Genomic DNA, 13,835 nt, shown 5'->3' with positions numbered 1-13,835 from the left:
GGTTTTCGACAGGGTTTCAGCGTCAAAGGCGCTATGAGCCCAGGTGAGGAAGTTCACCGTGTTGCGATGCTCGATCATCACGCCTTTCGGCAGGCCGGTCGAACCCGAGGTGTAGATCACATAGGCCAGATGCGCCGAGGTCAGCCCGGCAACCTCTGGATTCGAGACGGACTCGTCCTGCCAGAGCCCGCTACCGAGATCGATCACCGGCATCGAAACACCGGCCAACAACCCAACCGTTGCCGATTGGGCCAGCACCACCGCCGGCGCACTGTCTTGCAGCATGTAGGCAATCCGATCCGCCGGATACGCCGGATCCAGCGGCACATAACCGCCGCCCGCCTTCAAGATCGCCAGCAGGCCCACGACCATGTCGCTGCCGCGCTCGACACAGATCGCCACCCGCGAATCCGGCCGCACGCCTTGCCCACGCAGGTAATGCGCCAGCCGGTTGGCCTGTTCGTTCAATTCAGCATAAGTCAGGCGCTGACCGCCATGCAGCACCGCCAGTGCATTCGGCGTGTGCTGCACCTGATCCTCGAACAGTCCGTGAATGGTCTGCTCGAGAGGGAAATGAGCGGCGGTGCCGTTGAAGCCCTGCAACACCTGCCAGCGCTCGTGTTCAGACAGGATTTCCAGATCGTTGATCGCGGATCCCGGCGCACGCTCCAATGCATCCACCAGGCTCGCCAGGGCCGTCTGCATGTAGGCACCGACCTGACGGGCATCAACCTCGCCGGCCGTTTGCACGCTCAGCAGGAAGCCTTCGCCCTGATCGTCCACCGACAACATGCACGGATAGTTGGTCCGTTCCATGACCTCCAACACCTGCGTACCCGCCCAGCGGTCGACACTGTCGCCGTCCTGGAGCGGGCTGTGCCGGTAGTTCAGCAACGCACTGAACAGAGGTAGCGAAGCCGGCACGCCACTGCAACGCTGGGCCAATGCCAGCGAGGCGTGTTCGTGGCCCAACAGGGCCGTCAGGCGGGCATGGGTCGCCTTGACCCCGGTGCGTACGTCCTGCCCGCCCACGTTCACCCGCAACGGCAGGGTATTGATGAACATGCCCAGGGCGCGATCCGCGCCCTCGCCGCTCTGCATGCGCCCCAGCAGTACGGTGCCGAAGACCACGTCCTCGCGGCCGGACACGCGCCCCAGTACCCTTGCCCACGCCAGGTGATGCAAGGCTGCCGCGCTCACGCCCAGTTGGCGCGCCTGCTGCCGCAGACGCCGGCAAAGATCCGGATCGAGGTTCAGCTTGACCTCTTCGATACCCCGGCCATCCCCCTGGACTTCCCGCAGGCCGAACGGCAGCGTCGGCTCGTCGACATCAGCGAGCATGTCGCGGAAAAAGCGCTCATGTTGTTCACGCGGCACGCCCAACAGTGTTTGCGCCACGTAATTACGGTAAGGCATGGCCGCTTCCAGGCGGTCGCCCTCGCCATTGAGGAACGCCAGCATTTCCTCCTGCATCACGTCCAGGGCGGTATGGTCCAGGGCGATATGGTGAAACAGCAGAACCGCGACCCAGCGCTGGTGCACACTGTCCCAGGCGCAGGCCAGGCGCATCAATGGCGCCTTGTCGAGGTCCAGTCGGCAATGGCGAGGGTCGAACATCCCTTGCAACTGCGCGGCGATATCGCCCCTGGCCGGGTCGAGGGCCTGCTCTTCGAGCGTCAACCGGCTCTGGCGCAGAACCACCTGCAATGGCGCCTCGAGGCCTTCGTGCAGCAGCGCGGTCCTGAGGATATCGTGCCGGTCGATCACCGCCTGCAAAGCCGCGACGAAGCCATCGAGTTGAGCACGGCTGTCCATGGCGAAGGTGGCTTGCAGCAGGTAGGGGTCGCCTTCTTCGGCGGCGATGTGGTGATAGAGAATGCCTTCCTGCAACGGTGCCAGCGGGTAGATGTCCTGGACATTGCCGGCACCGCCCGGCACACCGGCGACGATCCGGTCGAGGGTTTCCTGGTCCAGCCTCACCAGCGGCAGCATCGACGGAGTGATCCGTTCGCACCCCGCAGCAATACCGTTGGCCGGCACGCTCACCTCGGTACGGCCGCCCACTGCCGCCGCCAGGGCGGCCAAGGTAGGCTGACCGAACAGCACCCGCACATCGGCGCTCAGCCCAGCCTTGCGCATCAGTTCGATCAGTTTTACCGCCAGCAGCGAATGCCCGCCCAGTTCGAAGAAATGATCGTGTCGCCCCACCTGCCCGACACCGAGCACATCAGCCCACAACCCTGCCAGTGTGGTCTCCACCTCGCCCAGTGGCGCTTCATATGCACGGCTGGCGAAGGCGTCCGCTTCCGGGGCCGGCAGCGCGCGGCGGTCGAGTTTGCCGTTGGGCGACAAGGGCAGTTTGTCCAGGCGCACGTAGGCCGCCGGAACCATGTAGTCCGGCAGCAGCGCCTGCAAGTGCGCACGCAGTGCATCGGCCTCCGGCGCCGCATCCGCCACCTGGGCGGTGATGTAGGCCACCAGGCGTTTCTCGCCGGGCTGGTCTTCACGGGCGACGACAACCGCCTCCTTTACTTCGCCATGCTGGCAGAGCCGGGACTCGATCTCACCCAGCTCGACACGGAAACCACGGATCTTGATCTGATCGTCGTTGCGTCCCAGGTACTCGATATGACCATCGGGCAAGTAGCGGCCCAGGTCACCGGTCTTGTACAGGCGCGCCTGTTCATCGGCCGCGAACGGATCGCGGACGAAGCGCTCGGCGGTCAAGTCATCGCGGTTCAGGTAGCCACGGGCAACACAGATGCCGCCGATGTGGATCTCGCCGGCTACACCGACCGGAACCGGTTGCTGCTGTGCGTCCAGCAAATGGATACGGGTGTTGGCCACCGGCTGCCCGATGGCCGGCAGCGTCGGCCAGGCGGCGACATCGTCCGGCAGCGTCAGGGCGGTGGTGACGTGGGACTCGGTCGGCCCATAGTGGTTGTGCAGGCGACAGCCATCAAGGCGCTCGAACAATGCACGGATCTGTGGGGTGATGCGCAACTGTTCGCCAGCGGTGATGACATCTTTCAAGTCGCAGGTCAGCCGAGTGCCTTCACGCTCGCCGGCGACCGCTTCGGCCAGGGCTTGCAGGGCGATGCACGGCAGGTACAGGCGTTCGATGCGCTGTTGGCAGATGTGTTCGAACAGGCGGTGGAAATTCAGGCGGATGTCGGCATGGATCAGCGACAGCTCCCCGCCGGCACACAAGGTGCTGAAGACTTCCTGGAACGCCACGTCGAAGCCGAGTGCGGCAAACTGCAAGGTTCGCGCAGCGGCGCGACCCTGCTGCGCGGCTTGGTCGATCTGCCACTGCATCAGGTTGACCAGGGGGCGGTGCGCCATCGCCACGCCCTTGGGCTGGCCGGTAGAGCCCGAGGTATAGATGACATACGCGAGGCTGTCGGGGTTCAGGCCGCTCGCCTGTGCGTCAGGATTGGTGGATGGTTGCCGGTCGATGCCGGCGGCGTCACGATCCTCACCGTCGAGCAGCAAGGCAGGCACGCCAGACGCCGGGAAACGCTCTTGCAGGCTGCGCTGGGTCAGCAGCACCTTCGGTGCGCTGTCGTCCAACATGTAGACCAGGCGCTCGGCCGGGTAAGCAGGATCCAGCGGCACATAGCCGGCCCCGGCCTTGAGAATACCCACCAGGCCCGCCACCATTTCCAGGCCGCGCTCCACGCAGATCGCCACCCGGTCGTCGGCACGGATACCCCACTCGATCAAGCGATGGGCGATCTGATTGGACAGCCGATTCAGCTGGCCGTAGCTCAGGCTCTGCCCCTGATACGTCAGCGCAACGGCTTCCGGATGAGCCTCGGCGTGGGCCTCGAACAGCTGATGGACCAGTAGCCCCGACGGGTACACCGCATCGAAGGCGTTGAAATCGTGCAGCAATTGCTGGCGTTCGCTGACGGGGACAAAGGCCAACGTGTGCAGTGGGATGTTGCCATCCTGGTCGAGGGCATCGGCCAATGCTTCGAGCACGGTGTGCACGTAGCCGCAAACCCGTTGCGCACCGATCCCGGCCACGGCTTGCACGGTCAGTCCAAACGAATCACCGAGGTCATCCACCGACAGCGACAGCGGGTAGTTGGTCCGTTCTTCGCCGCCGAGAATTTGCGCACCGGCCCAGACTCTTGCCTGGTCCGCATCCTCGCTCGCCTGTGCCGCCACGGCGGTCTGCCGATAGTTCATCAGCGCACTGAACAACGGCGCCGGCGCCGCAACGCCACTGCACCGCTGCGCCAACGACAACGGCGCATGTTCGTGACCCAGCAGCGCCGCCAGGCGGCCATGGGTCGCCTGCAACGCGGCCAGCACCCCCTGGTCCCCCGCCTCGACCCGCAACGGCAAGGTGTTGACGAACATGCCCAAGGCATGTCCGGTCTCCTGTCCGCTGTGCAACCGACCCATCAGTACGGTGCCGAACACCACGTCCTGACGGCTGGATAAGCGCCCCACTACCTGGCCCCAGGCCAAATGGTGCAGGCTGGCGGTGCTCACCCCCAGGCGCCGGGCCTGGGCACGCAGACGCCGGGCCAGCCCGACCTCCAGCGACAGCGTCGCCTCTTCGATGCCGCTGCCGTCGCCCTGCACATCCTGCAGGCCGAACGGCAGCGTCGGCTCGTCCACATCGCCGAGCATCTCGCTGAAGAACGCCTCATGTTGCTCGGGATGATTGTCCAGGCGGACCTGAGCCACATAGTTGCGGTAAGGCACCGACGCCGGCAGCTCCGCCGCACGACCTTGCAGGTACGCGTCGATTTCCTTGCCCAGCATGCCGAGGGAGGTCGCGTCATCGATCAAGTGATGGAACAGCAGTACCGCCACCCAACTGCCGCTGGCGACATCTTCGGCGAAGTGAATACGCATCATCGGCGCCTGGCGCAGATCGAAGCGGGTGTGACGAGGATCGAAGCGGGCCTGCAACTGGCCGGCGATATCGCCTTCGGCCGGGTCCATGACCAGCTCTTCGACCCTCAGGCGCGCCTCGCGCCAAACCACCTGTACCGGTTCGCCGAGCCCTTCCCACGCCACCGAGGTGCGCAGGATGTCGTGCCGTGCGATGACCGCCTGCAAGGCTTGCGCGAACGCGTCCAACTGCTGGCGATTACCGAAGCGCAGCAGGGCCTGCAACAGGTATGGATCGCCTTCGCGGGTCGCCAGGTGGTGATAGAGAATGCCTTCCTGCAACGGCACCAGGCCGTAGATATCCTGCACATTGTCCGCGCCGCCCGGCACGGTTGCGACAATGCGATCGATTTCGTCCTGGGTCAGGGTCGCCAGGGGCAGCATGTCCGGGGTAATGCGCTCGACGTCGCGGGGAATCCGATTCTCCGGCACCACCACTGCGCCGCAGGTGCTCGTGGCAGCGGCCAGGGTCTCCAGCGTCGGCTGGCCGAACAGCACACCCACGTCAGCGTTCAGGTCCAACTGGCGCATGCGTTCGATCAGTTTGACCGCCAGCAGCGAGTGGCCGCCCAGTTCGAAGAAACGGTCGTGACGACCCACCTGCTCGACGCCAAGCAGCTCGACCCACAAAGCGGCCAGGGTGATTTCCACCTGGCCCACCGGCGCTTCATAGCTGCGTCGGGCAAACGCCTGCGAATCGGGAGCCGGCAGCGCCTTGCGGTCGAGCTTGCCGTTGGTGGTCAGCGGGAAGGCTTCGAGCATCACGAACGCGCTCGGCACCATGTAGTCCGCCAGCGAGCCCAGCAGCTCGCTGCGCAACTCGCCCGCAGACACGCAAGCGCCGTCTTCGGCAAGCACATAGGCCACCAGTCGCTTGTCCCCCGGCTCGTCTTCCCGGGCGATCACCACGGCCTCGCGCACTTTTGCGCAGGCCGTCAGCCTCGCTTCGACTTCACCCAGTTCGATACGGAAGCCGCGAATTTTCACCTGCTCATCGTTGCGCCCAAGGTACTGCAGTTCGCCGTTGTGCAGCCAGCGACCGAGGTCGCCGGTACGGTACATCCGCGCGTTCGCACCGGTGTCGAACGGATCGGGCAGGAACCGCGTTGCGTTGAGCTCCGGCCGGTTCAGGTAGCCTCGCGCCACACCGGCGCCCCCTACGTACAACTCGCCCTCCACCCCCTTGGGCACCGGCTTGCCGTACTTGTCCAGCAGGTACAGGCGCAAATCGGGAATGCGCTTACCGATCGGGCTGACACCAATCAACTGGGCATCGGCCGCTTGCAACGCACGATACGTCACATGCACCGTGGTTTCGGTGATGCCGTACATGTTTACCAATTGCGTATCGGCATTGACTGCCCGGGCATACCACGGTTTGAGGATGCCGGTTTCCAAGGCCTCGCCACCGAAGATCACCTGGCGCAGGCTGTGGTTCAGGTCACTTTCACCCTGGGCCGCGATCAACTGGCGGAACGCGCTTGGCGTCTGGTTCAGCACCGTGACACCGGCCTCGCACAACAACGCATAGCAGTCCTGCGGCGAACGGCTGACCAGCTGCGGCACCACCAGCAGACGACCGCCGTGGGTCAGTGCGCCCCAGATTTCCCAGACCGAGAAGTCGAAGGCGAAGGAATGGAACAGCGCCCAGACATCCTGCGGGCCGAAATCGAACCAAGGGTGCGTGGCCGAGAACAGCCGCGCAACGTTGCGGTGCTCGACCATCACCCCTTTGGGCAAGCCGGTCGAGCCCGAGGTGTAGATCACGTAGGCCAGGTGATGGGATGCCAGCGTGCCGATAGTCGGATCATGCCGTGGCTGCTCGGTAAAACCTGCGGCTTCCGGCTGATCGAGCAGCAGCACCGGGACAGCCGGCGCAGGCACCTGGGCTTGCAGCGCCGCTTGGGTCAGCAACGCCACCGGCGAGCTGTCCTCGAGCATGAAGGCCAGGCGGTCCAGGGGATAGGCCGGGTCCAGCGGTACATAACCAGCGCCGGACTTCAGGATACCTAACAGGCCAACGATCATGTCCAGGCCGCGTTCGACGCAGATGGCCACCCGGTCATCCGGAAATACACCCAGGGCCAGCAGCCGATGGGCGACCTGGTTCGCCCGGGTATTCAGCTCGCCGTAGGTCAGAGTCCGACCTTCATGAACCACCGCCACCGCGCCAGGCTGCGCGGCGGCCCGGGCTTCGAACAGGCCATGGATCGTGCGGTCGTGCTCGTACCGCTGCGCATCGCTCGCGTTCCAGGCCCGGAGCAAGCGGGCTTCAGCCGGTGTCGGCAGGACAAAGTCCTGGATCGGCAGCGTATCGTCACCCAGTCCCTGCTCCAGCACATGGACGAAGCGTTCGGCCATTGCCTCGATTTCATCTGCCTGCAGGAACGCCTGGTTGTAGATCCAGTGCACCCAGGCATTTTTTTCGTTGGGGTTGGTCCGGAAATGGATCGCCAGGGGCATCTGTTCCTGGCCGTTGGAACTCTTCACCGAATAGGCCGTGGCGTCGCCGAACCGGTATAGATAGTTCTCTTCCTCGTAGGAGAACGACACATCGAACAGCTGGGCACGATTGTCACGCCGCAGCTCCAGGGAGCGGTGAATGTCGCTTAAAGGAAACCGCTGGTAGCGATAGTCCTGCTTGAGCGCGCGCGCCACCTCTTGGATCAGCTCGCCGAACGACAGATCATCGGCGAATCTCAAGCGCATGGCACTGACCTGGGTGAACAACCCCACGGTTTGCTTGAAGGTCGGATTGGAGCGATTGAGGATCGGCAGGCCCACCACCAGCTCGTCGCGCTGGGTCGTACGGACAAAGTACACGTACAACGTCGCCAGCAGCACCGGGAAACGCGAAACCTGATGGGTCAGCGCCAGGGCGTCGATCCGCTCGTTCAGCGCCTGTGGGAACGGCGTCATGGCATGGGCGCTGGGCACCACGGGCCCGGCGTAGCGATCACGGTGACGGGCGGTGAACAATGGATCCGGTACATCCCGGTATTTGTCGAGCCAGTAGGCCTGGTCCCGCTGGAAACGGTCCGAGTCGTGGTAACGGGCATCATCCTCGATGAACCCGGCATAGGACGGTGCCGACAGGTCAGGCTCGCGGTTTTCCTCCAGCGCGTTGTACAGGTCACAGAGGGAAGCGAGCATCAGGTTGATGCCCCAGCCGTCCTGGATAATGTGGTGCAAGTTGACGACGAAATAGAACGAAGCGTCATTGAGCTTGACCAGGTAGAAGCGGAACAGCGGCCCCTTATCGAGCTCAAATGCCACTTCCAGCCCATGTTGCACCCAGGTCTGGGCCGCAGTCTGCGGCTCGGGGCGAGTTGAGAGGTCAATCAGCGGTACCCGCACCTCCAGCGACTCGACCAAGGTCTGCATGGGCACGCCGTCGCCACCGACGTCGCAGTGCAGGACCGTGCGCAAGGCATCGTGCTTGCGGACCAACAGTTCGACTGCCCGCTGGATACGTTCAGGATCGACGGTACCCTGGATATGAACGTAGCCACCCATGGTGTACAAGGGCGAATCGCCCTTGGTCATCTGGTCCAGCCAGATATCCCGCTGGGACGCCGTCAGCGGATAGGTCGCAGCAAGCTCCAGGGGCTGGTTCATACGCGGCCTCCTGTCACTTGCACGCCGACAGGCTCTGGATGACGGCTGGCCGAAAGGCCCATTGCGATAACAACGCCCACAGCAAAGAAAAATGTCATACGTTCCTTCTCAGATATTTGTCAGTGCTGCCCGGGACAAATGCAGCAGGGCACGCCTGGAGTTGATGATGCGGATCCGCGCAGACAGCCAGCGCCACCCGGCAGGAGGTCCACTGCTGTCGGGCGGGTTGATGTCAGGCGTCTTTCACGGGTTGGCGGGGATGTTGTCGCGACAACATCGCCAGCCGGACGGTGCAGTCAGAACAGCCATTCAGGCGCGCTTGTCGCGAATGGCGCAGTTGATATCGGAGACGATGTGCCCGTCCGCCAGCTTGATGATCCGGTCGGCCAGCTGGAAGTACTGGTCGTCATGGGTAATGATCAGCACCGTCTTGCCGCGCCGCTTGAGGTCGGGCAGCAGTTCTTCGTAGAAGAACTTCTTGAACGGCGGGTCCTGGTCGGCCGCCCATTCGTCGAGCACGTACACCGGCCGGTCCTCCATGTAGGCACATACCAGGGCCAGGCGTTTCTGCTGGCCGTAGGACAACGCCTTCAGGGTCGAATAACCGAGCCCTTCGATCTTGATCTTGTCGGCCAACCCGAGGGTTTCCAGGTATTTGCTCGCCAGGTCCGGGCTGCCATCCTCTTCGTCGGGGCCAATGAGGCGATTGAACAGATGAAAATCCGAGAACACCGCGGAAAACAGATCACGGTATTCACTGCGGCTCTCGTCGGTGATCGCCACGCCGTCGAGCAGCACCTCGCCGCTCTGCGGGATGTAGAGCCCGCATAACACCTTGGCCAGGGTGCTCTTGCCGCAACCGTTGCCGCCAACGATATAGATCAATTCACCCGCCTGTACCGTCAGGTCGATGGGGCCCAGGGAGAAACCGCTTCCAGCATGCGGATCCTGATAATGCATCCGCACGCCCTTCAACTCGATGCTGTCCCAGGTCTTCTTGTGCTCGAGCAGATGCACCTTCGGTGGTTCGACCGCAACGGGTTCAGGATGCGGATCATTGATCGAGAAACCGAATTCCGCGAGCCGGGTACAGGCGACCTTGCCTGCCGCCAGCACCGGCATCGCCCCCACCAACAGCGACAGCGGCCCCATGATGTAGAGCACCGCCAGTACACTGGCAGTCATCACCTTGGGATCGACCGTGCTGACCAACGGCGCGGCGAACAGCAGGCAACCAATCAGCAACGACAGGGTGAACTGGCCCACGTTATCGGCGGCGGTGTACCACAGGCGCTCGACGAAGTTGTAGCGCGCCACCCGGGTCGAAGACGCCTCGATGGCGGAGCGGCCGAACCAGCGGCGACGGATGCCGTTGAGCTTCAGCTCCTTGAGGCCGAACACCAGGGCATGGGTGTATTCGTTGAACGCGGTGAACTCGTCCCGAACCCGATTGGTGGACCTCACGCCGCTGGCGAAGAAGAACAGGTACAAGCCCACCCCCAGGATCATCAGCGAAACCGTCAAGGCCAGGACCACCCACGACAGATACGCCAGGTAGGCGATACCGAACAGGAAGACCGTCGTTTCTACCAGCACCGTGGGCATGACGATCAGCGTCGTGTTCAGCTGCGGGATGTCGTTGGTCAACATCGTCAGCACATTGGGCGGGCCGCGCCGGTCCACTTCTTCCAGTGGCGTGGCGAGAATCTTGCGGCACAGCGCAATGCGCAAGCGCGTCATGATCCGCATGCTGGCGTACGCCGGAAACAGCGCCGCACCGTTGCGCAGGATCAGCGCCGTGGCACTGAGGCCGATGAACCAGTACAGCGCCTGCAGGCGCGATCCATCATTGTGGATAGCGTCGTTGATCACACTCACCACCGCGATGGACGCCACCCCACTGATGACACCGCAGATCAGCGTAAAGAGCGTCAGCCAGGGATGGTTACGCCACAACAGGCGCATGACCGAGCCTGCCTTGGGCTTCTTCGCTTTCTTCTCTTCTTTCATGGGTTGCTATCCTTCAATGGAGTCGCGAAAGGGCTCACGCCGGTCGCCATACATCGCCCCGGGCGGTCATTTCGCCCATCGCCACAACGATGAGGCGTGGCTCCTCGTAAGGATCGCGAGCGTGGGCGGCCAACATGTTGTCGAGCATCACCACATCGCCCTTGCGCCAGGCGAACCTGACCGCACAGGCCTCATAGGCCTCGCCGAGCAACGCCATGACGTCGTCTTCAATCGGCGTTCCATCGCCATAACTGACCATGCGCGGCAGACGATCGGCGCCGAACATATCGAGCAGGTCTTCGCGCATTTCCTCGCCGAGACAGAACGGATGGTGCAGCTGTACCTGGTTGAAAAAAGCCCACTCCCCGGTTACCGGATGTTGGATAACCGCTGGACAGAGGGTGCGCACCTGCAGGGTGTCGTCGTCGAGCCATTCGAAATCGGTGCCCTGTTCCCGGCATCGCTGTTCGACGGCCGCGCGGTCGTGGGTGCCGAAGAACGATGCCCAGCTCGGCTCGACGCCAGCGGTAAAGGTGCGGCTGTACATCAGGCCTTTTTGTTCGAACCGAGCCACCACCTGTGGCGGCAGGCTTTGCAGCACTTGGCGGATGTCGGCCAGCGGCGTCGCACCGCCAACCCGTGACGGCTGCTCGCAATAGAACCATTGCTTGCGCGGCCAGCTTTCCAGGTGCGAGCTCTCGTTGTGATACAGGATCATCTCGCGCTCGGGATACGGCGTGGAGCGGTAGACGTTGCGTCCGCCCTCCTTCTTCGGCAAGTCGCCGTAGCTGCCGTGCAACCCGGGTGACAAGGCTTCGGCGAACGCCTCGAAGGCCGGCACCGAGCCGAGGTCAAAACCACGAAACAGCACCGCGCCGTGACGACACAGCAACGCCTCGATAGCCTCGCGATGGGTGTTGGCCCACAACGAAGGATCCAGCCCCGGTTCGATCGGTTCGATCACCACCGGCAAACTCAAGCCGTCGGCGAGCAATGACAGCCTGACCGATTCGCCGGCCCCGTGACCTGGCCAGACAAGCGAATCCGCCATCCCGTCAGCGGGCATGACGGGCGATGCGTCAGTTTGAAGACTCATGAATAACTCCTGAACCACGGATCGTCGGATCCACGTCGCAGGGCCGGACCAATGCGCCCCACCATCGGGCAAGGATAAAAACACTGATCCGCGGTGATGTCTGGCACCGCAAACCGGGACAGAGGGGGTCATGGTGTCTACTTGAGCCGTTTGTGGAGCGGCAGATTCTTGTCCCCATTTCCCGCGACAGACGCCGACACGAAGTCGGTGCTGAAATGCGTCAGCTGCGAATTGCACAGGTACCGCAAACGATGCCGTGGGTCGCAGTGACGTCTCGAGCACATCGGTTTGCGCAACATGCAAACACGCTGTGCCTGGCATTTAACAGGAGCGTTAGTCATGCCGATTAAGAACACTGGCGGATCGGTCAATCCCGCGCCAGCCCCTCTCACGCCCGGTGCATTCCTGCATGAAACATTCGTCGCCCGGGCCCGTGAATTCCCTGAGCGAACCGCGGTGTCCGATGCCTCTCGCTCATTGAGCTACGCACAACTCGACACGGCTTCGTCGCAGCTGGCGGCCAGGCTTCGCCAGGAAGGCGTCCAGGACGGCATGCTGGTGGGGATGTGCCTGCCACGTGGCGTCGACCTGGTCATCAGCCTGCTGGGCATCCTCAAGGCCGGCGGCGCCTACGTCCCGGTCGACCCGCAATACCCCGGTAAACGTGTCGAACACATCGTGCGCGACAGCGGCCTGGGCCTGATGATCGGTGAACTCGCCGACCTGCCCCAAAGCGCGTCCGTACGCGTCCTGTCCCTGGCCGAGCTGCTGGCCGGCCCGACCCTGCAACCGCTGCCCGCCAACGACCGCCGCAACCCCGACGAGGCGGCGGCCTATGTCATCTATACCTCCGGTTCCACCGGTGAGCCCAAGGGCGTATTGGTGGCGCACGGTAACGTCAGCCGCCTGTTGGACAGTACCCAGCGCTCGTTCGCCTTCACCGAAAACGACGTCTGGTCGATGTTCCACTCCATCGGTTTCGACTTTTCGGTGTGGGAAATCTGGGGCGCCCTCGCCCACGGAGGCCACGTCGCCGTGGTGCCCTACGATGTTTCGCGCTCGCCAAGTGGCACGCGTCAATGGCTGGCCGACCAGGGCGTGACTGTCCTGAGCCAGACGCCATCGGCGTTTCGCGGCCTGGATGAGGCGGACCGCTGTGCCACTGCGCCACTGGCCCTGCGCTATGTGGTGTTCGGCGGCGAAGCGCTGCCAGCCACCGTGCTGCGGCCGTGGGTTGAGCGCCATGGCGATCAGAAGCCGGCCTTGATCAACATGTACGGCATCACCGAAGCCACCGTCCACACCACCTTCAAACGCGTGCGTGGCCAGGATCTGGAAAGCGCCGCCATGGTCTCCATCGGCGCGCCGCTGGACGGCTGGCGCCTGCACCTGCTCGACGCCGATCAACAACCGGTGTCCCAAGGCAACGCCGGTGAGCTGTACATCGAAGGCGCCGGGGTCGCCCTGGGCTACCTGAATCGTTCCGCCCTGAACGCCGAACGCTTCGTCCAGTTGCCGGGCACCTCGAGCCGTGCCTATCGCACCGGCGACCTGCTGGTACTGGGAGACGATGGTGAGTACCGCTACGCCGGTCGTTGCGATGAACAGCTGAAGATCCGCGGGTTCCGTATCGAGCCAGGCGAAGTCGAGGCGTGCCTGCAAGCCAGCCCTGCCGTAGCCGCCGCCCACGTGGCCGGTCACGATTACGGCGATGGCGACTGGCGCCTGGTCACCTACGTGGTGCCGACCCATGGCGTGGCGGCCTGGACCGAACAGGTGCGCAGCGAAGTGGCCGCACAGGTGGCCGCGAACCTGCCGGACTACATGCGCCCCTCGGCCTACATCCCACTGGCCGCGTTGCCGGTCACTGACCACGGCAAGATCGACAAGAGCCGCCTGCCCTCGCCCGATTCCACCCCCTCGACCGTGGACCACGCCAGCGAACCGGGCCTCACCGAACAGGAGCAGTTCGTGCTCAAGGTCTGGTCGGACGACATCGGCCTGAAGAACATCGGCCTGAACGATGATTTCTTCGATTTCGGCGGCACCTCGCTGGCCCTGATCCGCTCGTTGAGTACGCTCAAGGCCCATTACCGGGTCAACCTCGACCCAGGTGTGCTGGCAGATGGCGCGACCGCCAAAGTGTTGGCCGGCTGTATCCGGCGCTCCCTTGTTCAAGCCCATTGATCGAAAAGGA

At 63.7% G+C, this 13,835-nt stretch carries 4 protein-coding genes; 1 reads left to right on the top strand and 3 read right to left on the bottom strand.

Translation table 11 applies throughout. From position 1 onward, the window contains the following. The 3 genes from BM317_RS07700 to BM317_RS07690 form a co-directional block, all read right to left on the bottom strand. A partial coding sequence (locus BM317_RS07700; RefSeq protein WP_139236021.1) for a non-ribosomal peptide synthetase occupies positions 1-8,532 on the bottom strand: 8,532 nt, incomplete at its 3' end. 309 nt (positions 8,533-8,841) lie between these two features. Continuing rightward, positions 8,842-10,542 carry a cyclic peptide export ABC transporter gene (locus BM317_RS07695; protein ID WP_092173027.1) on the bottom strand — a complete coding sequence of 567 codons (1,701 nt, stop codon included), beginning with the start codon at positions 10,540-10,542 and terminating at the stop codon, positions 8,842-8,844. 34 nt (positions 10,543-10,576) lie between these two features. Further along, complete coding sequence (locus tag BM317_RS07690) at positions 10,577-11,638, bottom strand: TauD/TfdA family dioxygenase (protein ID WP_092473781.1); 1,062 nt, start codon at positions 11,636-11,638, stop codon at positions 10,577-10,579. A gap of 339 nt (positions 11,639-11,977) precedes the next feature. Here BM317_RS07690 and syrB1 point away from each other — a divergent pair, with 339 nt between their 5' ends. Continuing rightward, positions 11,978-13,825, top strand: a complete 1,848-nt coding sequence (gene syrB1, locus BM317_RS07685) for a syringomycin E biosynthesis L-threonine--[L-threonyl-carrier protein] ligase SyrB1 (protein ID WP_092473779.1) — start codon at positions 11,978-11,980, stop codon at positions 13,823-13,825. Positions 13,826-13,835: the final 10 nt, after the last annotated feature.

The organism is Pseudomonas sp. NFACC24-1, assembly GCF_900115235.1.
Lineage (GTDB): Bacteria > Pseudomonadota > Gammaproteobacteria > Pseudomonadales > Pseudomonadaceae > Aquipseudomonas > Aquipseudomonas fluorescens_AA.
The sequence above is the reverse complement of the archived record's forward strand: the minus strand, read 5'-3'. Positions and strand labels throughout refer to the sequence as shown.

Excerpts from the sequence above, each read along its gene's own strand:
- BM317_RS07695 (WP_092173027.1), bottom strand. The coding sequence starts at position 10,542 with ATGAAAGAAGAGAAGAAAGCGAAGAAGCCCAAGGCAGGCTCGGTCATG.
- BM317_RS07690 (WP_092473781.1), bottom strand. The coding sequence starts at position 11,638 with ATGAGTCTTCAAACTGACGCATCGCCCGTCATGCCCGCTGACGGGATG.
- syrB1 (WP_092473779.1), top strand. The coding sequence starts at position 11,978 with ATGCCGATTAAGAACACTGGCGGATCGGTCAATCCCGCGCCAGCCCCT.